Below are 26499 nucleotides of genomic sequence, written 5' to 3'. Positions count from 1 at the left end.
GGAACGGTGTGCGAGGTGAAACCGTGCATGCCGCGCGAACGCGTACCACGGGCGAGCGACGCGTCGCTGCGACTTCACCAACCGCCGCTGCTGCTGGACGCTGCCCCGCCGGTGAGCCTGACTCCACCGATGGCCCTCGGCACGGTCCCCCAGAGCACGACGCGGAAGGGCCAGGCCCAGTCCATGAGTTGTGGCCGCCCACTCGCCGGGCCGCTGATGAACAGCCGGGCGGGCACCCCGGCTGCCTTCACCTTTCACTGGCCTCGGCCGACGTGACTGCTCATGACAACCCGCTGCCACCGGCGATACGGCTGGCGCGGCCCGAGTAAACCGGTTGATCGTCACCCACGTCGGCCGATTCCGCACACCGCGACAGGCGATGGCCGGTCGATCATGTGACTGCTTCGCCGCTGTGTCGTTGATGTGGACATAGGGCGGGGTGATCTGACGGATGTCGAGTGGGAACGGCTGCGGCCGTTCCTGCCGGTCAGCGACAGGCGTTGTGGCAGGTGGCGGGACCACCGGCAGGTGATCGACGGGATTCTGCACCGGGTGCGGACCGGCGTGCAGTGGCGTGACCTGCCCGAACGGTTCGGCCCGAGGAAGACGGTCTATGAACGCCACCGCCTGTGGTCGGCCGATGGGACCTGGGAGCGTCTGCTCCAGCAGGCCCAGGCCCAGGCCCAGGCCCAGGCCCAGGCCCAGGCCCAGGCCCAGGCCGCGGCCGACGCGGCTGGGGAGATCGACTGGGACATCTGCGTCGACTCCATCGGCGTGCGGGCACATCAGCACGCGGCCGGCGCCCGCACCGATCCACCACCGGTTCCCGCCTCAAAGTGGGACGCAGCACCAGAACACCAGGGCGGAACGCCGCGGCAGAGCCTCGTCGCCCGTCTGGTGGAGGTGGTGCGGGAAGTGCGGGCCTGGGCCGCTCGCGGGGCGGGTTCACCACCAAGCTTCATCTGAGCGCGCACGGCCGCTGCCGCCCGCTGTCCCTGATCGTCACATCGGGACAGCGGGCGGACTGCACGCAGTTCAAGCCCCTGCTGGAGAAGATCCGCGTCCTGCGGAGCGGGCCGGACAGGAAGCCGGACAGTCTCGCGGCGGACAAGGTCCTACAGCAACAGCCGTGCTGCGAGTCCCTCCAACGTCGGGGCATCCGGCACACCATCCCGGAGAAAGCCGACAGCCAGGCCGCCCGCCTGGGCAAAGGATCACGCGGCGGACGGCTACCTGGCTTCGACGAGGATCGCTACAAGAAACGCAACACCGTCGAACGCGCGATCAACCGACTCAAGCACGCCAGAGCAGTGGCCACCCGCTACGACAAACACGGCTCCGTCTTCCTCGGGACCCGACCGCCGCAACCTTCCTCATCTGGCTCCGCACGTGATCAACCGGACAAGTCCTGGGGGGATGGGGCGGGATCGTTGATGCGTTGGTTCCGCAGCCCGTGGTCCGAGCAGCGTCATGCCGCATGAGCACTGCGTCAGGATGCCGGCCGCCATGCATGTGGCAGAAGTAGGCCGCTGGGTACCGGCTCACCGGGGGCTGGCACCAGACCGGACGGTACCGCGTCCTCCCGTACTGTGGTGAAGTCGACGGTGCCACCGGAGAAGGTCGCGCCGGAGAAGTCGACGGTGCCGCCGGAGAAGTCGGCGCCGTCGAAAACGACGCCAGTGCAGTCGAGGTCGTGGCCTTGCCAGGTGTGGGGGTGGTCTGGGGGGAGGCGGAGGTGGTCGCGGGTCAGGCGGATGATGGTGTGCCGCACTTCCCGTAGCGCAAGGTAGGCGTGCCGGGCTTCGGCGTCGTCCGGAGGGAGGTCGGATTCCGGGGTGTAGGGCAGGCGGAGGTAGGCGCACAGGACGTCGATGCAGCTCTGCCGCAGGCCAGGGGTGGGTGCGTCGTCGGCCAGGCCCGCCAGGGCGTGGACCCCGCCGAGACGGACTGCGGGGGAGTCGTCGCCGAGCTGGCCGACCGCGGTGGTGAACCGCTCGGTGTGCAGCCGGGTGACGTCCCGCCGGGCGCCGTCCTCATCGACCCGCTGGCGGCGGTAGGCCACCACCAGCGCGACGAGGGCCCCGGCCCCGGCCACCACCCCGAAGGACAGCTTGACCAGGTCGAAGAGGGTCTTGGAGGTGAGGCGGCGTTCGGGTTTGAGGCCCTGGACCTCCAGGAGGTTCCAGCCGGCAAAGAACACCGTCGCGGCTACCACGACGGCACCGGTAAAGGTCAGTAGGAGAGCTAAGCCGACGGGCCACATGCGCAGACCGCGTCGCCCCGCCTGCCGGTTCAGGTTGGAGGTCACACCGTCTCCGACTCGCCAGGGAGGCGGACGGTTGCGCCGTGCCCCCCCCGATCAGAGGTGCGGCGGAGGCCGGGCTCGCTCGGCTTACGACGTTGTGAACGAATTCGGGTGGGGTGTCTTGGTCGAGGCCCGAGGCTTCTGGTGCCCGCGCAACGTCCAGCCGGGGCGGTGGTGGTGCGACGAGGCTTGGTGGCTACTCTCGTCTCTCCGCCGATCCGGAGTGAAGTGAAGGGGAGCAGACTGTGCGCAACGCCGCCGTGACGCCCGAGGGCGGCCAGATCCGCTGGGTTGAGCTGCCGGGACAGGAGCCGTCCCGCGTCTACGTCCATGGTCTCGGCGCCACGTCGCCGGCCTACTTCGCGGAGGTTGCGGTTCATCCTCTGCTCGTCGGACGTCGATCGCTGCTGATCGACTTGCTCGGACATGGCATCAGCGACCGGCCGACGGGCTTCGACTACACCCTGGAATCCCACGCCGATGCCCTCGCCACGGCCCTGACCAGCGCGGGTGTCACGGGCGCCGAGCTGATCGCGCACAGCATGGGCGGCTCGGTGGCCATCATCCTGGCCGCCCGGCACCCCCAACTGGTCTCCCGCCTGGTCCTGGTCGACGCCAACCTCGACCCGATCCCGCCCACACCCGGTTCCGCGGGCAGCAGCGGCATCGCCGCGTACTCCGAGGAGGAGTTCCTGGCGGGCGGCTGGGAAGAGATCCGAGACCGGGCCGGTTCCCACTGGTGGTCCACGATGCGCCTGGCCGGCCGGGAGGCCCTGCACCGCAGCGCGGTCCACCTCACCCGTGGCACCGCCCCCACCATGCGTGAGCATCTGCTGGACTTGAAAATCCCCCGCACCTACCTGCTGCCCGAGGCCGACGGCCCGCTCCCGGGCACCGATGCGCTCACCGAAGCCGGGGTGGCCGTAGTCTCGGTCCCCGGCTGCGGGCACAACATCATGCTGGACAACCCGGAAGGCTTCGCCCGCGCCACCGCGGCGGCGGTCTCCGACCACGAACAGCAATAGCGCCCAAGCGGCCCGTAACGCGGAGAGAGCCGCGCGGGTTCCTCATGTGTGATGACGAAGGAATGGGCCCGTGCGGCCTTGTCCCATCCTGCCTTCACCGGCATCTCTCGTGCACATCTCGGCGGTTTGATCGAGGAGCTGGCCGGGCCGTGGACCGCGCGCTGTGAGTCCGCACTGCACGAGCGGCGCGGCGGCAACCGCAGGCGGCGGCCTGGTGCCGGGCCGAAGCACGACCTCGTCTGCACCGACCGGGTGTTGGTCACCCTGGTCCACCTGCGTCACCAACTCCCGCACGCCGCTCTCGCGGAGCTCTACGGCCTGGAGCGGTCCACCATCACCAGGGCGATCGGCGAGATCCGTCCGCTGCTGGCCGCGAGGGGTTTCGCCCTCCCCGACCGGCTGGGGCTTCGGCTGCATACGCTGGCCGATGTCTTCGCCTACGCCGCAGCCGAAGAGATCACGCTCCGCATCGACGGCACCGAGACCCAGGTCCGCCGCCCCAGGGCCCACCGGCCCGGCCGCCGTGCGTTCGTCTCCGGCAAGAGGAAACAGAACACCATGAAGACCACCACCATCAGCGACACCCAGGGCCGCACCCTGTGGTCCGGGGCCGACCGGCCCGGAAGAATGCACGACCAGACCGCGATGCGCACCGAGGGCATCGCCGAACAGCTGCGCCTCCACCCGGACGTGAGAGCCGAGGTCGACGAGGGCTACCGGGGCCTGGCCAACGAGTTTCCTGACCAGATCTCGGCACCGCCGAAGAAGCCGAAGGACTTGGAGGACGTGCCGCTGACCGAGCGGTACGGATGGCGTGAGATGTGCCGCCGCCAATCCTCACGCCGGATCTGCGTCGAGCACGCCAACGCCGAGCACAAGCGATGGCGCCCCTTGCAGCGGTTCCTCGGACGTCGCGAGCACTACTCGGCCACCCACCGCGCCATCGCCGGTCTGGTCTCCGACCGCGCCGCCCAACGTGCCACCCACCGCAAGCCGAGCACCGCACTCGTGCCCGTCACCCCAACGACCCGCTGAATCACCCACCAGCCGAACCTCCAGACCAGCACGCCACCGACTCATTCGCTCACAACCTCGTTAGCCAACTGGAGTAGTTGTCACCCCGGGACAGCGGGCGGACTGCTCCCAGTCCGAGCCCGTTCCGAGACGTTCCGCGGATCGGGCCGGGCAGTCCGCGCAGGAAGTCCGACAGCCTCGCTGCGGACAAGGCATACAGCAACGGCTCGTGCGGCGAGCATCTACGACGTCGGGGCATCCGGCACACGATTCCGGAGAAGACCGACACCCAGTCCGCCCGCCTGGGCAAGGGGTCACACGGCGAACGACCACTGGCTTCGACGAGGAGGAGCGCTACAGGAAACGCAACGCCGTCGAACGGGCGATCAACCGGCTCAAACACGCCAGAGCAGTGGCCACCCGCTACGACAAACGCGGCCTACGTCTTCCTCGGGCTCGCGACGACCGCAACCCTCGTCATCTGGCTCCGTGCATGATCGGCCGGACAAGTACTAATACTGCAGTTGCTGTTCGCTATTTCTGCTGGTCTGGAGCGTGCCTGTGAGGTATTTGGCTGACGCGCCGTGAGGTGGCGGAGGTTCGTGACCCGGGTGCGGCGGGTCGTTGTGCTTGTCGTGCAAGATGTTGTGCGGCCCGATGTCTGGTCGGCGGAACTGGAAGAGTTGCTGGTGCGGATCGGTCACCGGTTCGGGCGGGTGGATCTGCGGCGGCGGACGGGCATACGTGCACCGTCTGCTCGGACCGGTGGGCCGCAAGAACAGCTGGCAGCTGGCTGAGCATGTCGGTCACCGCACTCCCGCCGGGTTGCAGCACCTGCTGAGCCGTGCCTGCTGGGTTCCCGACGAGATTCGCGATGACCTGCAGGTTTACGTCGCCGAGAAGCTCGGGGACCCGGCCGGTGTACTGATCATCGACGACACCGGGTTCATCAAGAAGGGCACGGTCTCGGCGGGTGTGCAGCGGCAGTACTCCGGCACCGCCGGCCGCACCGAGAACTGCCAGATCGGCGTTCTCGCGGCCTACCCCACCGCTGGTGGACCGGGAACTGTACCTGTCGAAGTCCTGGACGTCCGATCCGGACCGTGCGTCCAGGCGAAGATCCCCGACGGGCGAGGGCTCGCCACCATGGGCGACCTTGCGAAGGCCATCATCATGCGGGCCCTGGTCTCGCCGCTGCCGATCGCCTGGGTGACCGCCGACTCGGCCTACGGCCAGGAGTGGCGGCTGCGCCGCATGCTGGAGGAAGCTGGCGTCGGCTACGTCCTGTCCGTGCCGAAATCCCAGCATGTCCGCGCCATCGGTCGCATCGACCTCGCCATCGCCCAGGCGCCCGAGGACGCCTGGGAACGCCACTCCTGCGGAGCCGGCGCGAAAGGGCCGCGCGTCTACGACTGGGCCGCGGCCCGGATGCCCGCCATCGACGACTTCGACGGTGATTGCGATCGAGGAGGCGTTCTGGGCCGCGAAGAACGAGTGCGGCCTGGACCAGTACGAGGTCCGCCGGTACCCGGGCTGGTACAGGCACATCACCCTGGCCGAGTTCCGGGGATGACGGCGAGGCAGGTGATGACGATCGGGTCCCAGGTGGGAGCCTGAGGCGATGAGGCCCTGGAACACCTCACCGCAGAGCGCCTTGCGGTACCTGCTGAACGAGTGGGATCCGATCGGCGTCGCTGACGAGGTGCGCGACGAATACGACTGCATGCTCGCTCCTCTGCTCGGACGGCTTCGCGGTGGCGCCAGCCAGTCGGAGATTGCTGAGTTCCTGCAGCGGGAATTGGAAGAGCACTTCGGTCTCGATCCCTTGGGCCAGATGCCTGACGTGATGGCGGCCCGAGTGATGGCCTGGTGGACGTCTGCCGACCCGGCCGAGGGCGCCGCCAGCGCGTAGCCGCTTCTCATACATCGGATGCTCGACTGCGGCCGCTGCTCCTGGCCGTCGCACACGGCGTAGAGGAAGGAAGACCAGGGCCAGTTCCAGCTCCCCCCACTTTCCTGACGCCGACGACCTGAGCAGATCAGTGAGTGTTGAAGTCGGTGACGCGCCAGATGTCACCGATCCGGTTCACGCGCAACCAGGTGTAGCCCTCTGGACAGTCGATGTCGACGCGGAGCGACTCTGCGGTGTCCTGGGGGTCGTTGCCGTCAATCTGGTAGTTCTTCGAGGAGTTGACGCACTTGGTCTGGCCGAAGACGTACCGATCATCGGTCGCGAGCTCATCGAGCGCCTTGGGACACGACCCTCCGCGACTGCCCGCGAGAGCGCGTAGCCGGGGATCGGCCAGTCCACACGCCATGCCTGCGTCCCCGCGCGCGAGAGCTTGAGCAAACTGCCGGGCGGCGTTCCGCGCAGTAGTGGCCGGCTTCACCGCCGCGGGCTTCTCGGAGCCGGAAGCAGTCGCGGAAGACTTCGCAGACGCGTCGGAGGGCACGCCGCGGGTTCCGGAACACCCAACAACTGCCGCCACAGCCAGCACACTGAAGCCGATGAGGCGAACGGCGTTCTTGTTGATCACAGGTGCAGCATAACGGCGCGGTCCTACAGGGCAGAGTCAGGCAACTGACCTGCAGCTCCGTGGCATTCGGTGCGGTCGTCGTCTCGAACCTTTTTGCTTCCGGTAGCCGGGGCCCCTGGTGTGGTGTGCTGCCCGTAATGCAGCACCGCCTCAGCAGCGGAGTCGGCTTCCGGCCCCCGCCAACGCGCACATGCGCCGCACTTGGCCGGGAGCGCCACGCAGTGCCCGACCGGGCCTGCTGTGAAGCTCCCACACGCCAGGCCACAGACCCGAGCCGGAGATGAGCCGTCAGCCAGCCGCCGTACGTGGCCTTACACCTGGTGAAGCCGCCTCACCCGGCGGCCGGTGCCCTTCACTTGGCATCGTCCGGCTCGCTGGCGCGGGCGATACCGTCCATTTCCGCGTCGATGGCTGCCCGCTCGGCAGCCCAGCGGTGAAGGCCCGCGCGGATCTCCCGCAATTTTCCCGGATCCTCGGCCGCAGAGGCTTCCACGATGGCGAACCCGGTGCTGCCGTCCGGGCCGGGCATCTCCACCACCCGATGGCCGGTGCCCCCTGCGATCATCATGATCACAGCGTGCGGGCCCGCCACCGCATCGCGTTGAAGGCACGGCGACGGTCCCGAGGCGTACGGCTCGTCCTCGGCAAGGCGGCAACGTCACTGCCGGCCGGGGCCATTGCTCGTCCGTCAGGTCTCCACGCGCCACACCAAGAGCGTCCCGTGACCTTGTTCAAACACGAGCCGGACGGAATGGTACTGGAACAAGGGCGCGGTGACCCCAACCGGTCAGGCCCAGGTGAGGACCTTGGCGACCGCGTGCGGCAGATAGTCGGCCTGGCCGTCCTCGGCGATGTAGGCGACGCCGTCGCGGACGATGACGCCGAAGCCGTCCTCCAACTCCGCGCGCTCATCACGAACGGCGACTTCGAGGACTACTGGATCTTCCACACGGCCCGCGAACACCAGTGCCTCTATCCCAGTCCTGACCAGCAGGACTACAGCCTCACCGCTTGATCCCGGTCGTCACTTCAAAGGATCCGCACCCTTCCGTCTTCGGAGACGGCCAGCCGCTCGGTGATCAGCAGGTTGCCGTCACGGTGCTGACACTTGTACGGCAGGTTGGCGCCCAGCCGCACGCACTCCACCTTGGGGATCTCGCTGCACCGCACGTACTGCTGCTTCTCTGTCCCGCCCCAGGCTCTCCTGCACCCGGCGGTGGGTAGTGCCAGGCATCCGTCGGTGCGTCAGGCAGAAGCCGCCCGGGGCCTGTTGTGGGGCCGCGTCGAGCTGCGGTCTCTTCTCTCTCATGTGGTCGGGCAGGAGCCGTTGCGGGTTTTGAAGCTGACGGAGCTGTAGCCGTACTTGCTTGTGAGCGCTGTGACGGTGAGGCACAAGGCGGTGTTGGTGCCGTCGGCGGTGATGGTGTAGTCCGCTTCCTCGACGCTGTCGCCGAAGTAGTCGTGTTCCGGCTGCGGGGAGGCGAGCGCGACAACGACCCTGGCCTCCTGGTCGCTGCTGAGGAGGCTCTCGCTGTGAGGGCCGTGCCCGGCAATCCGTGACTGGAGGACCTCGCCGTACCCGGGCAGTCCGGGGCCGACCCGCGACTCTTCTGACAGCTCTGCTGTCGCTTTCTTGACGGCCGAGCGCAGTTCTTTCTCCTCCCACTGGGGAGTGTCGGGGTGGGCGCTGGCGTAGAGGAGACCGCAAGCAAGCAGCGCCAAGCCGGCGAAGACCACACAGGCGACGGGATTGCGGAAGTTGAAGACGTAGCGGTTAGTGCCCCACCGGCTGCGGATGAGTATGCGGTCGTCACGGTCGTCGGCCATCCGCAGGATTCCCCCGCCCGGCCCCGTTTCGCCGACCGGCGGCCCTCACCGCCGGGCCGCCGGGCAGTCCCACACGAGATGCTCAGGGACGGCTTCGCCAGCTGACCGCGGCCCGGCCACCGGTCCCACCCGTCCCCGGCGGGCGCGACCAGCCTCGCGTCCGCCAACCGCTGTACAAAGGGACATGCGGCCAAGTGCCGTATGTCAGCCACAGTGGGCTTCGGGCCCGGGTCCGGCATGGTCCCCGCCCTCGGGCAGTTCAGGCAGGTAGCTGAGGCTGTGGACGAGTGACTCCTGGTCGGTGGTTGGCCAGGGCGGGTTTCCAGCGTGACCTCTGTTTTCTTGACACCGGCGATCTGCGCAGATCAGGGGGTGTTGAAGTCGGTGATGCGCCAGATGTTCACCCATCCGGTTGACGCGCAGCCAGGTGCAGCTCTTCGCACAGGCGGTGTCGGCATGGAGCGGCTCTGCGGTGTCCCGAGGGGGCGTTGCCGTCGATCTGGCGCGGAGATGGGCCCTCCCGAACGTCGGCGGTTCCCCACACGCGTCAGCGGCGCCGGGCCCGTCGGCGCGACTGCGACAGTGTGATCGAGAGGTCACTCCTGGTCCCTCCGGCCGAGCAGGCGCCCGGTAATGTCAGGAGGTCACGGCGGCGAACACAGAAAGCAGGAGCGGAGTTTAATGACTGACGGAGGGTCAGTGGAGGTCTTCACCGCACTCGCGGAGGATGATCCCACCTCGGTCGCCGGGTACCGGTTGGCGGCCCGTCTCGGCTCGGGCGGTATGGGCAAGGTCTACCTCTCCTACACCCCGGGCGGACGTCCGATCGCCATCAAAGTGATCCGCCCCGACTTCGCCGGGGACCCGGTCTTCCGGCGCCGCTTCCAGCAGGAGGTGCGCGCCGCCGAGCGCGTCCAAGGCATCTACACGGCACCGGTGATCGACAGCGACACCGAGGGCCCGCAGCCCTGGCTGGCCACCGCCTACGTGCCCGGCCCCTCGGTCGCCGAGGCGGTCGCCGCGCACGGGCGGCTCCCGGTGGATACGGTGCTCTTCCTGGTCGCAGGGATCACTGAGGCCCTCCAGGTCATTCACAAGGCGGGGATCGTCCACCGGGATCTGAAGCCCTCCAATGTGCTGCTGGCGGACGACGGGCCGCGCGTCATCGACTTCGGTATCGCCCGCGCGGCCGACTCCACCTCGCTGACCAGCAGCGGGGTGACCATCGGTACGCCGTCGTTCATGGCGCCCGAGCAGGCCGAGGGGCAGCGGGTGAGCGGGGCGACCGACATTTTCGCGCTGGGTCAGATCGCGGCGTACGCGGCGCAGGGTACCCCGGCTTTCGGTGAGGGCACTTCGCACGGTGTGCTGTACCGCATCGTCCACGCCGAGCCGGCGCTGGATGGTCTCCCGGAGGAGCTGCGGGAGCTGGTCGGCCGCGCGCTGACCAAGAAGCCGGAGGACCGGCCGGAGCTCGATGAGATCTTGCGGATGTGTCAGACCGCCTCCGGGGACACCCAGCTGCGGCGGCCCGGCGACTGGCTGCCCGGCGCGGTGGTGGCCGACCTCACCCGGTGGGCTGCAGCCCCCGCACCCGTGAAGGACCTGCTCCCGACGCAGACCGCCACTCCGGGCGCTGCCGCCCCGCCGGCGGGGACCGCACCGGTAACCGTGCAGGAGACGCCCCAGCCTTCCGGCCCGCCGACACCGCCCCCGCCGCCGACGCCTCTGGCTGCCGCCCCGACCATGGCCGCACGCCCGGTCGGCCCCTTCCAGCCTGCGCCGCACCCCGGCGTCCCGTACCCTCCGGTGGCCGGTTACGCCCCGAACCCCGGTAGCCCGCACCCGCCCGCGTACCCACGGCCGCTGCCGCCCCGCCGGAGGTGGGACCGGGGGAAGACGATCGCTGCGGTGATCGGGGGCGTCTGCGTGCTGTTCTACGGCGGGCTTTTCGCGTTGGGCAACATGGACGACGGCCCCGACAGCTCCGACAGCTCCGACAGCTCCGACAGCTCCGACAGCTCCGACAGCTCGGACAGCTCGGACAGTCCCAGTCCCGAAAGCTCCGGCGGCTCGGCGGAGGGGAAGGCGAAGCCGAGGCCGAACCCCAAGCCCGCGACGTACAAGGGCATCAATGTGCCCTCCAACTATGATCTCGTCTTCTCTGACGACCCTCTGAAGCCTCGACAGCTGGATGACGGCGGACTGAGCTCAGCGCTGAACTACAACCACTGGACGTCGGACCCGTCACTGAATATGAACGGGCCCAACGACAAGCTCGTCCTGCTCAGCAACTCCCAGAAGGGTTCGCTGCAGACCTGCAGCAACGAGACCCGCTTCACCGACAGTGTTGGGCTGGACCAGCTCTCGTCCGGCTCCCAGATTTGCGTCCAGACCAGCTCGGGCCACGTCGCCCTCGTCACCTACCGAGGGCGCTCTACCAAGGGGGACCCGAGCGACTACGTCAAGCTCGACGTCACGGTCTGGCGCAACGCCATCGAAGCGAAGGATGAGTGAGTAAGAACGGTCGGCGAGGGGACGGCTACTGACCGTTCCCGCTTGCATTCCCCGAGTCCGGCCAAAGCCGCCGACACGTCGGGGGCGATCTCGTGCATGAGGGGCGCGGCTGGTGGCTCGCCCGCGCTCGGCAGGTGGCTGTGCGCGGGCCAGCAGTCGTTCCATGGCTCTGTTCTGCGGTCGGTGGCGTGGGTCAAGGGTTGAGGTTGACCCTGATACGGGTGAGTTGTTCCTGGACGGTGGGTTCGTGGCCGGACTGGAAGCCGGCTGTCTGGCTGTATTCGCGCCATCGAGTGAGGCCGGTGGTGCGGGGCTGGCGTTCGCCGAACAGACCCAGGACCAAGGCGGAGTTGAGGGCGCGCAGACGCTCATCGAGCCAGTCCCTGCGGGCCAGGAGGGTGTCGATCCTCCCGGTGGGCCTGTGGCTGGTCAAGGCTCGCACGACGCGGGTGCCGTCGCTGGTGTGCCAGTCGCCGTTGCCGGGGTTACGCATCAGGTCCGCTCCGTTGAGGAGCTGGTGGGAGGGCAGGGACAGATTGACGGGGGCGTCCAGGGAGCAGTCGTGGCCGCTGGCACTCCAGTTGTACTCCTGGACAGCTGGCACCGCATGCAGCGGCCGCCCATGGGCGTGGCGGGCGATGTCACTCGGATTCGTTGCGGGCGGTGGTGCGGCATTCCGCGGACCGCTCGAACACGACGTCGCTGTCCGGGCCTTCGCTGGTGCGGACCCGGGCCAGCGTGCCGACGCCTTCCTCGGGGTGGTCGGGAAGGAACGCCAGGACGGTCCGGTAGCCGGGCCCCTCGGTCACGCCGAAGACATGTCCCTGCCCGGCAGCGAGCGCCGCGGCCACCTCCTTCAGCCCCTGGCCGTCGTCGTCGTTGCGCAGACGCAGCGGCCACGCAGCCGGAGCGTCGTCGATCTCGGCAGGGGAGGAGGTGATCAGGATGCCGTTGCCGGACTGGCGGACGTCCAGGTGCTGCATTCCCCGGGTGGAGTGGAAGGCGGTGCCGAACCATTCCGTGGTCGGCTGGCTCTCGCCCCGTGGGCGGCGTGGCTTGTGCTGCTTGTGACGTCCCATGTTGTGCCTCGCAGACGTGGGCCCGTACACGGGCCGGATCGGTCCGCTGACCCCACAACCGGCTGCCCGGCAGGTCGGGTGCGCCACGGGCCCGTCATTCACCCGCCCGCCCGATCCGGCTGTCGGGTGCCCGCTGTGAAAGCGGTCGTTGTCAGTCGACTACGACGTCGCGTAGTTCCTGTACGGCGCGTTCGCGGTGGTGCTGTGCGGGGATCGCCTCGTACAGGTCCAGGGCGCGACGGCGGACCAGGCCGGTTCGGTAGTCGACGGGCAGCGACTGTGCGACGGCACGCCTCTTCGCTGTCGCCGTCGTAATGGGCATAGGCGGCACCGTAGATGTACAGCAAAGTGCGCGTCATCGTGCTGGTCGGCGCGGACAACTCCAGCGCCCGCTGCTGGCTCTCCTGAGCGCGGAGGGTGTCCCCGAGCGTGGTGAACGCGTGGCTGAGGTGGACGTGGTGCTTCTGCTCGCCGTACGTCAGCCACGTGTCCGACCGCTCGCACTCGCCGGAGCGGGCCGCGCTGACGGCGGGTGGGCCGGGCGGGCCGGTCGGCGGTTCCCCACCGCCTCGCTGCCGCGCTGCGCTTCGTCGTCTGACGTCTCGTCCGACAGATGGAAAGTTCCGATCGACCGGCACTTGACCGGCCTGCCCTCCATCCTGGACACATGACGTCCAGTGACCCCGCCCCGGCACACGCGCAGCCATCGATCACGACGGTGACGCGGCACGACATCTTCAGCTATCTGCGCGGGATATCGAGCCCCTGGTGGGGGAAACTGGACGAGGTCACGTTCCTGGAGGGCCTCTACGACCTGGACCGACCTGCGGCCGAGAACGGCCAGCTCCCGACTGTCCGTGCCGATATCCAGCAGCACCGGTTCAACAACGAAGATCTGCCCGACGACTGGATCTTCGAGGACTCTCGGTTGGAGCTCTCCGACGGGCCGGACGAGGTGCTGCTTGCCTTCCTGGCACGAATGGTCCATCCCGAGGTTGCGGCCGGCGTCGAGGAGGCGATGAAGCAGGTTGAGGAGCTGAACCGGCTGCTGGCACCGGACGGGTGGGGCCTGCGTTCCTACGAGTTTCTCTCCGGCCGCCCGATCTACACGCCGGTCCGGCTTGCGCCCACGGGCCCGCTGGTCCCGCTGCCGCTGAACGACGACGACACGGGCAAGCTCGCCCTCGTCCTCGGGCAGACCTACAGCCTCCTAGACTGCGCCGGCGAGGAGACCGCATGCGACCTGCTGCGTACAGCTGTCCTGACCCTGCGCCGCGACGGCGGCTTCTTTAACCCCGTGCCTGGTGACGGTTGGACGGCGGACACCTACGAGGCGGTCCTGACCGTGGAGCGCGAGCTCCTGCCCATCTGTGCCCCGGAGACGAAGGAGGTGATCTGGGGGACACTGGAGACCCTGCTCAGCCAGCTCGGACGCACCGACGTCCAGGACCTCGTGGTCGAAGGCGATACCCGGCCGCTGCCCCACATCCCGCCGGACTGGCGGGCTCAAGCCACTGCACCCGCCACCCCCATCGTTCGTGGTCTCCGCCTCCCCTTCACCACCACCGAGTTCGACGTCACCCGCGGGGACTTCGCCGACCTGGAGATCCGTGCCTCGCATGACAGCAGCGGGTTCCACTACCTCTACGACACCCGCGCACGTCGGATGATCACCGACTTCGTTCTCGACGCCCGGCCCCAGGTGGCCACGCTGTGCAGCGTCACCATCATCAAGAAGGGCAGCACCTTCACGCCGAGGATCAAGCTGTGGAAGAAGGACAAGAAGAAAGCAGGTGAGGTCCCCGCGACGAACACGTTGCCCGACACCGGGGCCACCCGGGCTGTCAAGGCGCTCGTCGACACCGGGGATGTCCACGAGAACTTCTGGAAGGTCATCAACTTCCTCCAGGGCTGCGCCGGGCTGAGCACGCCCGGCGGCTCCCTCCAACTCGTGGCCGGAGACGAGGCCCAGCTGACCCAGATGCTGACCGGCCAGGACCGGACGATGGTTCTCGGTGCGGTCAGGACCGCGATCGGCGGCGGGCTCACCGAGGAGGACATCCGGTTGATCAGCAACCGCAGGGAGCAGCTCAAGAGGTTCGAGTGGCTGCTGAACGATCCGCACTACTTTCAGCAGGAGGAGAGCCTTGCGACGACGCGCGGGGCGGAGGCGGTCTGGCAGGCCTTCTTCGAGGCGAACCAGTGGATCTTCGGCTACGGGCTCAACCTCATCGCCTGTGAATCCATCGACGACGGCAAACTGGAACGCATCACCACCGGTGCCGACATCTTCGGCGGAGCCGGGAAACGCATCGACGCCATCATGCGTTCCAAGGGCCTGATCAGCAGCATGCTCTTCTGCGAAATCAAGACCCACGACACGGAGCTGCTCGCCAAGGCCCCGTACCGCGCGGGCGTATACCAGGCATCGAAAGAACTGGGCGGCGGCGTGGCGCAGGTGCAGAAGACCGTGGGCAAGGCCCAGCAGCTCATCTCGCGCGAGTTCCTCACCCATATCTACGACGACGACGGCACTCCGACCGGCGTCGAACTGTCCACCACCCGGCCCCGGCAGGTCGTGGTGATCGGGAGCCTGCGCGAATTCACCCACAACGGCCATGTGAACCCGGAGAAGATCAGCTCCTTCGAGCTGTACCGGACATCGATCCAGGACGTCGAGATCATCACGTTCGACGAGCTCTACCAACGGGCGTGCTTCATCGTCGAAGATCGCTAAGACTCCCATCCACCGGTCTGGTTGGCCTGTGGGTGTGTCCAGTACGTACGGCGGCCCGCGTGTGGTGACCGTCGTACGGGGTGGGCCGCTGGTAGCCCCGGCTCGGACCGGGACCACCAGGTCGGCGGATGTGGGATCAGCGGGTGCGCCGGGTCAGCGCTGCTGGATCCACCAGATGATCCACGCGGTGCCGCTAGCGCCCAGGGCGCCAGTGGAGCCGTGGACGATGCCGTGGCCCGCGGTACGGGCGAGGGCGCGCAGGCGACGGCGGAGACCGCCGTCCAGCAGCCGCCGCAACCGGGTCCGGATCTCGGACCGGATGTGGCGCAGCTTGCCGCTGCCCTGGTGATGCCGGGTCGACGCCGGCCGGTCGGTGCCCTTAGGCTCGTTGGACATGCTGATGGTGCCTCCTTGGGGAGTGACTGTCGGTTTCTTCACTGGGCGGCTCCCTGCTGGAACAGGGGGCCGTCGCCCGTTTGCGGGGCGGCGGCCTGAACCGTGCCCGACCCGTGTGCGAGGGGCCGGGAGTCGTAGGACCGGGGCTGTAGCGCCCCGGTGGTGTTCATCGCGGAATCGCGGCCCCCGAGAGCGCGGGGATACGGGAGCCGATCCGCAGCGCGGTGCGGGCGATGCCCTCGGGAGTCCAGGCGGCCTCCGCCGCCTCGCGCTCCGTCTTGTTGACGTTCAGGTCGAACGGCGCGGCGAGGGCCCAGCGGACGTGCGTGCTCTGCCCAAGGACGGAGAAGCCGTCCAACTGCTGCTCGGAGAGGAACTCGTACAGCAGGCGCTTCTTCTTCAGCTCCTCGATGCCACGCCCGACCGTCGACGGGGAGATCCCGTACCAGAGTGCGTACTCCCTGGCCTTGTACAGGGCGAAGGACGGGCTGCGCTGGCTCATGAGGATGAGCAGCATCGCCTTCGCCGGCATCGACAGCTTCCGGTAGTAGTGCTGCTCCCAGTACGCGAAGGGCACCTTGAAGTAGGTGCTCTTGCGGGAACCCTCCTTGTCGCCCGACGGAAGCGTGTACGGGTCGCCGGAGCCGTCCTCGAGCAATTTGGTGATCTTCGTCATCCGGCCGTCCGGCTCGGTGCTGATCAGCTTCAGTTCCTTGAGCTTGTGCAAGTGCCGGGAGACTGCGGCGCTCGCGGTGCCGTTGGTGGCGAAGGAGATCCCCGCGGCGCGGCCCCAGGTCTCGGACCGGTGAACGACGCCCCAGTCGGCGCGCGCGGTGACGCAGTGGATCAGGAGGAACAGGTCCAGCCGCTCGTTGCTGCGCAGCATCTTGGAGAACGGGCCGGGCCGCGTGACCAGGCGGAGGCCGGGATCGGCATCCTGGACGAAGGCACGCCGGACGGGGACGGCACGGCCGGTGCGCTTGGCCTGCTCCAGCAGCATCCGTATCGTGTCGTCCTGGCTCACGGCCATGTCCCGCTTGAGCACGGTCAGTTCGGTGTTCACGGAGTCCATGTTCACCCATCGGCCGCACGAAGCGGGTGCCGAATTCCGGTGCGGGCCGCTTGGCCGCTTCCCGTTCAGACCGGGCTATCGGAAAACAATTGGATAACTGATGACCCCAGTAGGAAACCATTGGTGGCTGAAGCCGCAGGCAGTCGCGTAAACGACACCTGGAACCTTTAACGCTTCAGACGGCGATCTTTGATGTTCTGGGGTTCGACTCTTGGATAGTTCACGCCGTGATTCCGTACCTGGTAGAACACGGCGGCGAATCCGGTTCGAGCCGCGCTGGTGACGTCTCTTCCCGTGGCTGCCAGCGGCCTACGCGGTCCGTACGACTGCGTCCGTCCCAAACCCGACAGCACGAGATCCCGGGCCTGACGAGTCCCGGGGTCCGGCGTGGTGGGGAGGGTGCAGGCAGGGAAGGGCTCAGTAGTCGTCCCGTTCGGAGGGCGGCCCGTACTGCTCGATGAGGTCGCAGGTGCAAGTGCCGCCGCCGTACACCGTCTTGTCGCACTCGTCATGGTGGTGCCGTACCGGCGGCCGCTTCGGCGGGGCGGCCGGGGCGGGAGGCCGGTCAGCTCCGGACCGGGCTGCGGCCCGGAGCTCGTTGTCCACGACGGCGGAGGCGATCTCGTCCTTGCGCCACTTCTCGGGGGAGTTGTGGTTCACCAGGCCACCCGCGTAGGCCATGCGCACCAGTTCGGCCTCGGTGTGCTTTCGTGTCAGTTCGTAGGACTGCGCCCGCGTACGCGAAGGAAATTCACCCGCCTGGATGCCGCTGCCGTACGGTCCGACGGTCGTGGTCGGGGCGACCACGGACCCCGACCATGAGGCCGACCACGGCGGCCTGCCCCCGACCAGACTCCGGCGGCGGGGCGTGTCTGAAGTGACACGTAATTCGCGAACAAGCGATCTAATGCTGGTATGGACGTGATCGACTTCCCCGACGACCTGGTGCAGACGCAAGCCGCCTGTCACGCCACCTACGACGCGCTCGCCGCACCCCGCCCCCGCGACACCACCGCCCTGCGCCGCCGCCTGCTGTTCCTCTCCGTACGGCTGTGGTGGCACCCTACTGGGAGACCGCCCCCTCGGTGCCGGCGGTATGCTCCGAACTGCGCTAGCTCGCCTGCGCCCACGGAGCCGTGCGGGCCGCGTGACCGGTCGCCCCGGTCGACCAGAAGCACGAGGTTACGCCAAGGGTTGTGCCTATCTGTTGCGCTGGATGTTGCGCTAAGCGTTGCGCGGCCCGCAAGACCGTCCCCGTGTCCGCGCAGGTCACCACGCCGTTTTGCCGTGGTCGGCCTGCTGACATCCCCGTTGCGGCTGCTCTGCCCATGTCCCTTGGCTGGAGTGAAGGAGGAAGGGACGGGCGGGATCGGCGGCGCGGCCGCGGCCGGGGATCGGGGCGCGCTCAGCCAGTTGCGCGTTGGCCGGGGCCGCCGCGCCTCGCCGCCGTCAAGCCGGCTACGACTGCGGATTGTGCTGGATCACTTACGCAAGAGTCATGATTCGTGCTACTCGTCTACCGGGGCGATGTAAGCGAGATCGGCGGGGGCGTATGACATCGGAGGGCGTGGAAGTACGGACTCGAAGGGCGAGCCGCGTTCAGGATGCTGTGCGCATCCTCTTCCTCTTGGATCACTGTCCATACCCGGACAGCGAGTGCCCAGCCCATCCGGACGCGGTGGCGGTGCTGCGTGGACAGAAGAAGCTTCAGGCGCTCGATTTCTGGCTCCGCAACCCCGATTACCTTGCCGATGAACTGCTGAACGCCGCAGAGGCCGGCCGGAGCGTTCCGGGAGTCAGCCCGGTCGACCGGGCGGCTGCATTGCTAGAAGGCGATGAGCCGGATCTCGAGTCCTATCCCATGATCCGCTGGCGCTACGGCGCCTACGAGTCACTCGATGACGCTCTGGCGTTGCTGGTCGCGCATGGACTGATCGGCATCGACGCTATCGGGACAGCGCCTGACATCGACCGCTGGGATTACTGCTTGCTGTCGGCGGGCCGACAGGACGCACAGGAGATGCGCTCGCAGGAGCCGGATCTGTCTTGGTACGACGAACGCGCGGTACTGGTGCTGCTACTGGCCGGGGACCGCAGCGGCAGTGCCTTGAAAGAGCTTCAGTACGCGCAGGGTGAGTACGAACGAACCCACATGGGTGAGGACATCGCTGGCATTCTCCCGCGCGTCCGGGCCCGTTTGGCGGCGCTGCAGACCAAGGTGAGCGAGGGGAGCGCATGAGTAACTTCACCGAGGCCGTTGCCCGCCGTGCTGGCGTGGACGTCGCGGAGGCCGCAGCAGTGCTCGAGCATCACCGAGTACGGGAGAGCGGCGTGCTGCCGCGACCGCACCGCCTGGCACTGACCTCGATCGAGTTCTCAGGAACCAAGGCAGGCAAGTTCACCGACGACTTCCGCTTCAGCTGGCGGCTCAGCGACGGGTTGTGGTGCCTGGCCGGCGACAACCTTAAGGGCAAGAGCACTGTCCTGGAAGTGATCTGGTGGTGCCTGCGAGGCAAGAACAAACGGCTGCAGGACACCGCACGCAGATGGATCTCTCACGTTCGACTCGAAGGCCACATCGACGGTGAGCCCTTCAGCGTGGGATTCCAGCACAAGGACGGCGTACCGACCGGACGCCTGGAGACCGGAAAGACCACCTCCGGAATCGACTTCGCCGGCGAAGCCGAGTTCGCCTCCGTGATGAGCCAGTTCATGATGAACCGTCTCAACCTGGAGATCCTCCGAGGGTGGCACTCCGACGTCAAAGGCGAAGAAGACGGCAAGGCCACCGTCACCGACTGGGCGCTGTTCAGCCACGCACTGATCTGCCGTAACCGCAACGCTGAGGTCCTGCTCGGAGAGACCAGCGAGAACGGATCCGTCGTCAGCCTGCTGCAGATGTTCATCGGCCTCCCGTGGACCAGCACACGCCGGGACGCCGAGACCGCCCTGAAGACTGTCCGGCAGCAGCAGCGGGGCGAGAAGCGTCGGGCTACCGAAGACACCCAGGCCCGTGCGAGCTCCCTGCGACAGCTCAAGGACGAGATCACTGCTGCCGAGGCGGCCCTCGCCAACATTGGTGTCGCCCCCGCCCTGGAAGACCAAGCGTTGGCCATTGAGCAAGCCGCGGCCCACGTTGCGTCCTGCGCGGAACGCCATGCCGCTGCCGTACAGGTGCATCTAACCGTCCAGCAGAACTACACCGAGCTGCACCAGACACTCGTGGAAGACCGGAAGCGGCTACGCGACATGAAGGAGAACACGGCAGCCAAGCGCTACTTCGGGGCTCTCGCCCCGACGTGTTGCCCGCGTTGCACCACCCCCGTCGCTGACCTCGCTCAGGCGCGCGGCGACCAGGCTGCGGACCACTGCTCCGTATGCGGCAGCGCACCTCCCGAGGATGCTCCGGAGGACACCACAGCTATCGACCAGATGAGTGAGAACATCGCCTCTCTGGCCGCTGCGGACGACCAGGCCCGCACAGCGCTGCGGCGCGCGGAGAAGGAACGGAAAGAAGCCGAAGCCCAGCTCGACGCGGCCCGCCGTGCGATGGCCGCTGCCCAAGCAGCACTACCGGATGCCTCTGTTCTGCGACGCCAGCTTGACCTGGAACGTCTGCGCGGCGCCCTGAAAGAACGCGAAGCCACCCACGCTCGCGCGGGTGGAACAACGGCGCCGGCCCCAGAGGAGAAGATCCTGGAGGCTGCGTACAAAGAAGCCGACGTGCGCGCCGGAAAGGAGAGTAAGCCCATCATGGACCGGGTAAGCAGCGAAATCTTCGACCTCGCCGTCCGACTGGGATACGACAACCTTCAGGGCGTAAAGCTGCAGGCAAATGGTCCCATGAAGCTCCAGTTGGACGATGGACCGTCTTCGTTCCAGAAGGTGACCGAGGGCGAACAGCTGCGTCTGCGCATGGCCACGCTGCTGGCTCTCCTCCGCGTCGGCCAGCAGCACGGCGGCCGCCATCCCGGACTCTTCCTCATCGACTCCGCCGGCGCCCAGGAAATGATCCCGACCGACCTTGCCGAGACGCTACAGCAACTTCGGGCGATCTGCGAAGAGACCGACGGGCTGCAGATCATCACCGCTACGGCCAACCGTGAACTCGCCCGTACGGTCATCCCTGACGACCGCGCGAAGATCGCTGAAGCAGGGGCCTTCATGTGGTGACCATCACTCCGTCGACGCGTTAACGCGTCATTCATCGCAGGCCGCCGCACGATAAGGAGGGCCCACCGTGACGCCGCTCGAGACACTCCTAGCTCGCCGCGGAGACGCCCCCACACTCGAAGACTTCGGCGGCGAAGACCGATTCTTTGCCCAGGCAGATGAACTTGCCACCTCTCGACTGTGGTTCCGCGCGGCCGAGGCTCTCCTTGCTGCCTGGGATTGTCTCAACAGCCCAGACCGCGCTGCAGCCTTCATCGCCGAAGCACTCACGGCGGAGAACCGGCCGGGCGTCGTCGGAGACCTCCTTGACCGACTGTGCGACCACCCCGGGTACCTGAGGGACCACTTCACCGCGCTGAATCGAATCGCCCTGCGCCGGACCGAGCCCCACGCCACGGCTCTCGAAGCCGAGACCGCAGGCCTCTTCCTTGAAGCCGCACTCCGCCTGGCACTCGCCGGAGGAGCCATCAAGCGTTACGGAGTCCTTGACGTCCTCACTGACCCACAAGCTCCCTCCGCACCCATCGGGTACGCACGCCAAGTCGTACGGGCGCTCGGAGCAGGCTATGAACAATGGCGCGACGCAGACCTGACTAACGCACTCCACGCATTCCTTGACATACCGGCTCTACGGTCCGACGCTGCGTTTGAGCTGGCTATGTGCCACCTCTCCGACGCATTCAACGCCGCAGATCGCTCAAGCCTCCTCACCCAGCTCACCGCCAGCCGCACCCACTTCACCGAAGCCATCGACTCCGACGAGGATCGCCCGGACGCCACCGCATACCGGGCCGCAATCAACGCCGTCCTGGCGTTCGAAGCCAACGACAACGAAGCCCTCAGCACCGAGGCAGCGCAACTACGCCGCTCCACCTCTGAACACGCGCTCTGGCTCACCGGTCTACGAACAGGCTGGCGAGATGGCCGCTACGACACCGAAGCAGCGTGGTACACCCTCAGCGCCGATCTCGAGCACGCCGCCGCCCACCTCAATTCACCCCTCCCCACCTGGCCAAGCCAGACGATCCAGCACGTCTTCGCTGCCTACATCGCTCACCGCTCCGTACGCCTCACCCCAACCGGCGACGCCTCTGCGCTGCAGCTCCTCGTAGCTCCCCGTATCGAAGATGCCTTTGCCGCCCGCGAAGGACTCCTACTGCACGTGCACGCGCTGCTCGCCGACGCTCCACCCGACTGGGACCGGCAGGCTGCCGAGGAACTCCGGTCAGCAGTCGAGTCCCGGCTCGGGCTTCCGCCTGAAGAACCTGAGGACGGCCCGGGAAAAGACGGAGCGGCCGACGACTTGGCCGCCGAACTTGGTAGGGCGGTTCTAGCGGCCCTGCCTCCCGACACGCTCAACGGCCTACATGAGCAGCTCACCGACACGTACAGCAGTCACATCAAGACACTGCCCAAAGCAGAGCAAGACCTCTTCAACGAGGTCATCAGAGGACTGCAACCTTGCCCGGACTTTCAGTCCTTTTCGGTACGGGAGCACTTCATTCGCCTCGTCACCGCGACAATCCGATTCCTGGCGAACAGGACGAACCGCGGCCGTGACAAGCACACGAAGAAGACTGCCTACCTCTTCGCGCCCAAGCCTGGAGAGAAGCTCCCGCTGGAGATCGAGCTGCAGGAAGATCTGCACGACTACCTCGACAGCGCCTGCTTCGAAGTGCAGATGGAAACCATCGACCGCAGCGGAGGCCGCGCCGACATCCTGGTGATCTTCCCAGGATTCAGCATCGTGATCGAGTGCAAGCGCGAACTCAGGAAGGCGGAACCTGCAGACCTCAAGCGCTATTTGGGGCAAACGGTGGCCTACCAAGCCGCAGGAGTCACACTCGGCATGCTTGCCGTTCTGGACCTCACACCGAAGCCCCAGTGGCTTCCCAACCTGCGGGACAACATGTGGACCGAACACATCCCCGCCCCCGATTCCAGACAGCTGGATCGATGGGCGGTTGTCATGAGGGTCCCAGGAAACCGTACTACCCCGCACGACATGTCATAACGGCACGGAGTCCCAGACGTTTCTCGCCCAGGGCCCCGCGCGGCCCGGACGGCAGCGGCGTCACGCCCGCTCCACGCCCAGCTCCCGTAGCGCCTCCAGTTGCTCCTGGGTGAGCTTGTCCCGCCTCGCGCGAATGTTCGATATCCATACGCCCAGTTTCACGACCACCGGGTCCGTCTCGCCGTCCACCGCGATCTCCTCAGCGTGGCCGCACGGTACAGGTCGGGCGCCTTCCCGCTCTACCCATTGCGCGAGGGCCGTCAGGCCCCGCTGGAACGCCTGCTGCGCCTTGCTCGGGCGCCCCCTTGCCGCGCGCCCGGCCGCCGGGGCGGCAGACGGCTCCTCAAGCGGCTTGTTGCCCAGCACGGTCAGCCGCTCCCGCTGCTCGGGCAGGAGCCGCGCCCAGGTGCCCGGCTGCTTCGGAACACCCCCGCTTGCGCGGGGACCAACAGTTCCTGACCTGCTCTGTCAGTGCGGCTTTGCAAGTTCTTTACTGCTGGGGCTTCTGGTCATTGGTACATGGTGGCAGAGCGGTACCGCGGTGTGGTTGTCCTTAGAGGGCATCTGATCTAGGTTACGGGTGATTTGATCGGGTCGGGTGACCGCAATGTGGTCGGGTCGTTGCGTGGCGTGTGACTTCTCGGCGCCCGTATCGCAGTGACGTGTCCGATGCCCGGTGGGCCCTGATCGAGCCGGTGTTCACCGAGTGGCGAGGGAGGCGGAGGGGGCCGGGGACGGCGGCACGGGTGCACGACCTGCGCGAGATCGTGAACGCGATCCTCTACGTGAACCGCACCGGCATCCCGTGGGAGTACTTGCCGCACGACTTCCCGCCCTACAAGACCGTCTACGACTACTACGCCAAGTGGGAGGCCGACGGCACCACTGAGCGGGTACACGATCTGCTGCGCGACAAGGCCCGTCGCGCACAGGGGGAAATCACCGGCCCCGTCCGCGGCCGTGGTGGACGCCCAGAGCGTGAAGACCTCCAGCAACGTCGCGGAGACGGGGCAGGGCATCGATGCGGCCAAGAAGATCAAGGGACGCAAGCGCCACCTGGCCACGGACACGCTCGGCCTCCTGCTTGCCGTGATCGTGACCGCCGCGTCGGTGCACGATTCCGCCGGCGGCAAGCAGCTCCTGGATCAGGTAGCCGCCTCGCTGCCGGACGTGGCCAAGGTCTGGGTCGATGGCGGCTACCAGACCTCCGTCATCAACCACGGTGCCCGCCAGGGGATCGACGTTGAGGTCGTCAAGCGTTCCTCGAACACCGGATTCCAGCCCCTGCCGAAGCGTTGGGTAGTGGAGCGCACGTTCGGATGGCTGATGCAGCACCGCCGCCTGGCTCGTGACTACGAAGCCCTGCCTCAGCGATCCCGGGCAATGATCCACTGGGCCATGGCTAACAAAATGAGCCGCGAACTCACCGGAGAATCCACACCAACCTGGCGAACCGAAAAGGACATCACACCCACAGCAGTCTGAACAATGATCAGATGCCCTCTTAGAGCTCGTAACACGATCATGTGCGGGTCTTCTTGAGGCGTCTCCAGCAGATCAGGCTGCAGGCGAGGGAGACGAAGGCGTCGTGGAGTTCGGTGCGGCGTTCCCAGCGGACGGCGAGGCGCTTGAAGTGGTGGAGGAGCGCGAAGGTCTGCTCGACGACGTAGCGGAGCTTGCCCATTCCTGTGATGTTCGGACAGCCCTTGCGCGAGATGACAGGCAGGATCCGGCGCTCGCGTAGCGCGTTCCGGTTCGGGTTGGAGTCGTAGCCCTTGTCGCCGAGCAGGGCGTCCGGTCGGCGGCGAGGCCGGCCAGGGCGGCCCGCGACGGGTGGGATGCCGTCGACCAGGGCGAGGGTCTGGGTGACGTCGTTGACGTTCGCCGCGGTCGTGATGACTTTGAGCGGGGTGCCGCGACCGTCACAGATCACGTGGTGCTTGCTGCCGGCCTTGCGCCGGTCGACCGGCGACGGACCGGTGTCGCCACCCCCTTTTTCGCCCGGACGTGGGAGCCGTCCACGCAGGCCCGCGACCAGTCGAGCTCGCCGGCCGCGTTCAGCTCAGCGAGCAGGACCCGGTGCAGCTGGTCGAAGACTCCTGCCTTCTGCCACCGGTCCAGTCGGCGCCAGCACGTCTGCCCCGAGCCGAACCCCAGCTCCAGGGGCAGGAGTTGCCAGGCTATGTCGTTGTAGAGGACGAACAGGATGCCCTGCAGACAGAGCCGGTCCGGCACCGGCCGCGGCCTTGGAGACCGTTCCGGCCAAGGCGGCAGGAGCGGCTCGATCAGCGCCCACAAGTCGTCGTCCACGATCCACGGCCGAGTAGTCACACCATCACGAACGGCCGAATCGTCACACCGGTCACGGCCAACCAGCACACTTCAACAAGATCGTGTTACGAGCTCTACGCGTCCCACGCGACCACACCGAAACCATCACCGACACCGACGGACACGAATTCCACATCCGGCTGGGAGTCTTCCGCAGCAACACCCGCTCCCATCACAAGAAACGGAAACTCAACCCGGACCAGGCCCACGAGGCACACGAAATCGGCCTCCTCAACTGACCACGAAACGTGCACAGTTGCTGTACGGGACCGGGTGTCCCGATCTTTGACGGGGACACCCGGGGCCGGCCCCCGTGAGGACTGATCGCGGGGGCCGGCCGGCGCCGAGTTGCTGTGCGGGGCTGGTGTTGCCGCAGGCCACGCCGCGTGGTGAGTGGCGGGCGGGAGCCCGTCCAACCCTCCTCACAGCCCCAGCGGGCCGGGCGGGCGTTCGACGGGGTTCGAGGGCGCCCGGCCGCCACCCCCGCGGCCGACGGCATCCGGACTCCCGCAGGGCGGGAGACTGCTCACCATGACCACCGCACGCCGCCCACTGGGCACCGGCCCCGCCCCTGCCGCTCCGCCGGACCATGACCGCCCCGCCGAGCGCCGGTTACCCGCTGAGCGAGCCGTCGACGCCGAGTACCAGGAGCCGCGCGAGCAGCTGCACGACGAGACTCCCCGACGCCGGAAACTGGGCGGTGGAAGACCGTAGCGGTGTCGGTGGCGGGTGGGAGGCTGCTGCACATGTGTCAGCCGAGCCGGCGGGTACGGCAGTGACCACGATGACCCGCACCCCTACGCCCGCCCCGGCCACGAGTACCGGGAGTTGGTGGGCGGTCCGCTGGACGGGTTGCTGCTGGATGTCACCGGCCAGAGCGAGGCCGAGTTGGCCGAGGGTGCGGCCCTGATCACCGAGATCGGCGCGTTCGGCCCCGGCGGCCGCACCCTCTACAGCCCCCGCCCCACCGATTCCCAGAAATGGGACTGGGAAGGCGACACCCCCTGAAATCAACAGCGCCCGACCGCCTCTTTCTGAGCAGAAATCAGAAACCCGCCACCCGATTTCCGCCGGACCCGAAAGACCGATTTACCGGGCAGCGCGGGCAGTGCCCCACGACCCCAATTCGCACCCCATCGTGCATACCTGAGTAGGGTTCAGGGGATACCCTCGGACGGTGCGGGGGAGTCGTTCCGATCCCCAAAACTCACCCCCATATGCATACAGGGTGAGCCGACCGGACAAGGCCCACCCCCTCCCTGCAGCCCGCTTCGTGCGACCCCGGAGGGGGCGCGCACCAACCCCAACCCCGGGACGCGAAGTAGACGACAGGTCAAATGAAGCCACAGACCAGCGGGCCGACCCCGGAGGGGGCGGTTCCCACCCCGGAGGGGTGGGCTGGACCCCGGAGGGGGCCAGTGCCCAACGCCGCGTAGCGGCGTCGCGTCGTGTCTGCGGAGCAGACCGCGCGC

The 26499-nt window shown here is 67.6% G+C and carries 24 protein-coding genes and 2 pseudogenes; 12 read left to right on the top strand and 14 right to left on the bottom strand.

Features of this window, described 5'->3' with window-relative positions:
• Positions 1-429: 429 nt before the first annotated feature.
• Positions 430-1393, top strand: a pseudogene (locus tag BMX65_RS31980) (IS5 family transposase).
• A gap of 96 nt (positions 1394-1489) precedes the next feature.
• Here BMX65_RS31980 and BMX65_RS31975 read toward each other — a convergent pair.
• Positions 1490-2215 carry a hypothetical protein gene (locus BMX65_RS31975; protein WP_239501914.1) on the bottom strand — a complete coding sequence of 242 codons (726 nt, stop codon included), beginning with the start codon at positions 2213-2215 and terminating at the stop codon, positions 1490-1492.
• 335 nt (positions 2216-2550) lie between these two features.
• On the opposite strand from BMX65_RS31975, the gene BMX65_RS07195 reads away from it, so the two are divergent.
• The 4 genes from BMX65_RS07195 to BMX65_RS07170 all read left to right on the top strand — a co-directional run bounded on the left by BMX65_RS07195 (position 2551) and on the right by BMX65_RS07170 (position 6256).
• Positions 2551-3330 (top strand): alpha/beta fold hydrolase, encoded by a 780-nt coding sequence (locus BMX65_RS07195; RefSeq protein ID WP_074999332.1) that lies wholly within the window; start codon positions 2551-2553, stop codon positions 3328-3330.
• Positions 3331-3381: 51 nt separating this feature from the next.
• Entirely contained in the window at positions 3382-4365 is a 984-nt protein-coding gene (locus tag BMX65_RS07190; protein ID WP_074999331.1) for an IS5/IS1182 family transposase, read from the top strand.
• A 744-nt stretch (positions 4366-5109) separates the two neighbouring features.
• Positions 5110-5961: an IS701 family transposase gene (locus tag BMX65_RS31290; RefSeq protein WP_162637642.1), complete on the top strand. Its 852-nt coding sequence runs from the start codon at positions 5110-5112 to the stop codon at positions 5959-5961.
• Between the two features lie 4 nt (positions 5962-5965).
• Positions 5966-6256 carry a hypothetical protein gene (locus BMX65_RS07170; RefSeq protein ID WP_074999330.1) on the top strand — a complete coding sequence of 97 codons (291 nt, stop codon included), beginning with the start codon at positions 5966-5968 and terminating at the stop codon, positions 6254-6256.
• A gap of 127 nt (positions 6257-6383) precedes the next feature.
• On the opposite strand, the gene BMX65_RS32435 is transcribed toward BMX65_RS07170, so the two are convergent.
• From BMX65_RS32435 to BMX65_RS07150, 5 genes are all read right to left on the bottom strand, one after another.
• Positions 6384-6881 (bottom strand): hypothetical protein, encoded by a 498-nt coding sequence (locus BMX65_RS32435; protein ID WP_074999329.1) that lies wholly within the window; start codon positions 6879-6881, stop codon positions 6384-6386.
• 352 nt (positions 6882-7233) lie between these two features.
• Positions 7234-7449, bottom strand: coding sequence for a hypothetical protein (locus BMX65_RS07160; RefSeq protein WP_143081816.1), 216 nt, complete (start codon positions 7447-7449; stop codon positions 7234-7236).
• A gap of 219 nt (positions 7450-7668) precedes the next feature.
• Positions 7669-7830: a hypothetical protein gene (locus BMX65_RS32770; protein ID WP_162637633.1), complete on the bottom strand. Its 162-nt coding sequence runs from the start codon at positions 7828-7830 to the stop codon at positions 7669-7671.
• An 80-nt stretch (positions 7831-7910) separates the two neighbouring features.
• On the bottom strand, positions 7911-8051 hold the full coding sequence (locus tag BMX65_RS32765) for a hypothetical protein (protein ID WP_162637643.1): 141 nt from the start codon (positions 8049-8051) through the stop codon (positions 7911-7913).
• A 135-nt stretch (positions 8052-8186) separates the two neighbouring features.
• Positions 8187-8708, bottom strand: coding sequence for a hypothetical protein (locus BMX65_RS07150; protein WP_074999327.1), 522 nt, complete (start codon positions 8706-8708; stop codon positions 8187-8189).
• A gap of 681 nt (positions 8709-9389) precedes the next feature.
• On the opposite strand from BMX65_RS07150, the gene BMX65_RS07145 reads away from it, so the two are divergent.
• Positions 9390-11225, top strand: coding sequence for a serine/threonine-protein kinase (locus BMX65_RS07145; RefSeq protein ID WP_079171751.1), 1836 nt, complete (start codon positions 9390-9392; stop codon positions 11223-11225).
• A 193-nt stretch (positions 11226-11418) separates the two neighbouring features.
• On the opposite strand, the gene BMX65_RS07140 is transcribed toward BMX65_RS07145, so the two are convergent.
• The 3 genes from BMX65_RS07140 to BMX65_RS32760 all read right to left on the bottom strand — a co-directional run bounded on the left by BMX65_RS07140 (position 11419) and on the right by BMX65_RS32760 (position 12626).
• The gene (locus BMX65_RS07140; protein ID WP_112494219.1) at positions 11419-11829 is read right to left on the bottom strand and encodes a hypothetical protein; all 411 of its coding nucleotides are present in this window, start codon (positions 11827-11829) and stop codon (positions 11419-11421) included.
• 37 nt (positions 11830-11866) lie between these two features.
• On the bottom strand, positions 11867-12304 hold the full coding sequence (locus BMX65_RS07135; protein ID WP_239501915.1) for a hypothetical protein: 438 nt from the start codon (positions 12302-12304) through the stop codon (positions 11867-11869).
• Between the two features lie 151 nt (positions 12305-12455).
• The gene (locus tag BMX65_RS32760; protein ID WP_239501916.1) at positions 12456-12626 is read right to left on the bottom strand and encodes a hypothetical protein; all 171 of its coding nucleotides are present in this window, start codon (positions 12624-12626) and stop codon (positions 12456-12458) included.
• Between the two features lie 345 nt (positions 12627-12971).
• Between BMX65_RS32760 and BMX65_RS07130 the strand changes: the two genes are divergently transcribed.
• Positions 12972-15041, top strand: a complete 2070-nt coding sequence (locus BMX65_RS07130) for a Shedu anti-phage system protein SduA domain-containing protein (protein WP_074999324.1) — start codon at positions 12972-12974, stop codon at positions 15039-15041.
• 153 nt (positions 15042-15194) lie between these two features.
• On the opposite strand, the gene BMX65_RS07125 is transcribed toward BMX65_RS07130, so the two are convergent.
• The 3 genes from BMX65_RS07125 to BMX65_RS07115 all read right to left on the bottom strand — a co-directional run bounded on the left by BMX65_RS07125 (position 15195) and on the right by BMX65_RS07115 (position 17316).
• Positions 15195-15437: a hypothetical protein gene (locus BMX65_RS07125; RefSeq protein WP_074999323.1), complete on the bottom strand. Its 243-nt coding sequence runs from the start codon at positions 15435-15437 to the stop codon at positions 15195-15197.
• A gap of 166 nt (positions 15438-15603) precedes the next feature.
• Complete coding sequence (locus tag BMX65_RS07120) at positions 15604-16509, bottom strand: hypothetical protein (protein WP_074999322.1); 906 nt, start codon at positions 16507-16509, stop codon at positions 15604-15606.
• Between the two features lie 417 nt (positions 16510-16926).
• Positions 16927-17316, bottom strand: coding sequence for a hypothetical protein (locus BMX65_RS07115; protein WP_239501917.1), 390 nt, complete (start codon positions 17314-17316; stop codon positions 16927-16929).
• An 802-nt stretch (positions 17317-18118) separates the two neighbouring features.
• On the opposite strand from BMX65_RS07115, the gene BMX65_RS07105 reads away from it, so the two are divergent.
• The 3 genes from BMX65_RS07105 to BMX65_RS07090 all read left to right on the top strand — a co-directional run bounded on the left by BMX65_RS07105 (position 18119) and on the right by BMX65_RS07090 (position 22696).
• Positions 18119-18748 (top strand): hypothetical protein, encoded by a 630-nt coding sequence (locus BMX65_RS07105; protein ID WP_079171750.1) that lies wholly within the window; start codon positions 18119-18121, stop codon positions 18746-18748.
• Entirely contained in the window at positions 18745-20682 is a 1938-nt protein-coding gene (locus BMX65_RS07100; protein ID WP_074999320.1) for an ATP-binding protein, read from the top strand. Before BMX65_RS07105 ends, BMX65_RS07100 begins: the two co-directional genes overlap by 4 nt.
• A 67-nt stretch (positions 20683-20749) precedes the next feature.
• Positions 20750-22696, top strand: coding sequence for a hypothetical protein (locus BMX65_RS07090; RefSeq protein ID WP_143081814.1), 1947 nt, complete (start codon positions 20750-20752; stop codon positions 22694-22696).
• A gap of 60 nt (positions 22697-22756) precedes the next feature.
• Here BMX65_RS07090 and BMX65_RS07085 read toward each other — a convergent pair whose 3' ends face one another.
• Positions 22757-23062 (bottom strand): helicase associated domain-containing protein, encoded by a 306-nt coding sequence (locus BMX65_RS07085; protein WP_420856801.1) that lies wholly within the window; start codon positions 23060-23062, stop codon positions 22757-22759.
• Positions 23063-23328: 266 nt separating this feature from the next.
• Between BMX65_RS07085 and BMX65_RS07080 the strand changes: the two are divergent.
• A pseudogene (locus BMX65_RS07080) lies at positions 23329-24181 on the top strand (IS5 family transposase).
• A 37-nt stretch (positions 24182-24218) separates the two neighbouring features.
• Here the strand turns inward: BMX65_RS07080 and BMX65_RS31285 are convergent.
• Positions 24219-25027, bottom strand: a protein-coding gene (locus tag BMX65_RS31285) for an IS5 family transposase (RefSeq protein WP_239501918.1) whose coding sequence is annotated in 2 segments (ribosomal slippage) — positions 24219-24707 and positions 24710-25027 — 807 coding nt in all. Because the reading frame shifts where the segments join, the coding sequence is not laid out codon by codon here.
• 729 nt (positions 25028-25756) lie between these two features.
• Between BMX65_RS31285 and BMX65_RS07065 the strand changes: the two genes are divergently transcribed.
• A complete protein-coding gene (locus BMX65_RS07065; RefSeq protein WP_074999315.1) occupies positions 25757-26035 on the top strand; it encodes a hypothetical protein in 279 nt (92 codons plus the stop codon).
• Positions 26036-26499 lie beyond the last annotated feature (464 nt).

It is taken from the genome of Streptomyces qinglanensis, assembly GCF_900111245.1.
Taxonomy (GTDB): domain Bacteria; phylum Actinomycetota; class Actinomycetes; order Streptomycetales; family Streptomycetaceae; genus Streptomyces; species Streptomyces qinglanensis.
This window is presented reverse-complemented; position numbering and strand designations above follow the sequence as displayed.

Bases quoted from the DNA above. Each gene is read 5' to 3' on its own strand.
- BMX65_RS07190 (WP_074999331.1), top strand. From the start codon at position 3,382: ATGACGAAGGAATGGGCCCGTGCGGCCTTGTCCCATCCTGCCTTCACC.
- BMX65_RS07170 (WP_074999330.1), top strand. From the start codon at position 5,966: ATGAGGCCCTGGAACACCTCACCGCAGAGCGCCTTGCGGTACCTGCTG.
- BMX65_RS07160 (WP_143081816.1), bottom strand. From the start codon at position 7,449: ATGATGATCGCAGGGGGCACCGGCCATCGGGTGGTGGAGATGCCCGGC.
- BMX65_RS07150 (WP_074999327.1), bottom strand. From the start codon at position 8,708: ATGGCCGACGACCGTGACGACCGCATACTCATCCGCAGCCGGTGGGGC.
- BMX65_RS07145 (WP_079171751.1), top strand. From the start codon at position 9,390: ATGACTGACGGAGGGTCAGTGGAGGTCTTCACCGCACTCGCGGAGGAT.
- BMX65_RS07135 (WP_239501915.1), bottom strand. From the start codon at position 12,304: ATGGGACGTCACAAGCAGCACAAGCCACGCCGCCCACGGGGCGAGAGC.
- BMX65_RS32760 (WP_239501916.1), bottom strand. From the start codon at position 12,626: ATGCCCATTACGACGGCGACAGCGAAGAGGCGTGCCGTCGCACAGTCG.
- BMX65_RS07130 (WP_074999324.1), top strand. From the start codon at position 12,972: ATGACGTCCAGTGACCCCGCCCCGGCACACGCGCAGCCATCGATCACG.
- BMX65_RS07125 (WP_074999323.1), bottom strand. From the start codon at position 15,437: ATGTCCAACGAGCCTAAGGGCACCGACCGGCCGGCGTCGACCCGGCAT.
- BMX65_RS07120 (WP_074999322.1), bottom strand. From the start codon at position 16,509: ATGGACTCCGTGAACACCGAACTGACCGTGCTCAAGCGGGACATGGCC.
- BMX65_RS07100 (WP_074999320.1), top strand. From the start codon at position 18,745: ATGAGTAACTTCACCGAGGCCGTTGCCCGCCGTGCTGGCGTGGACGTC.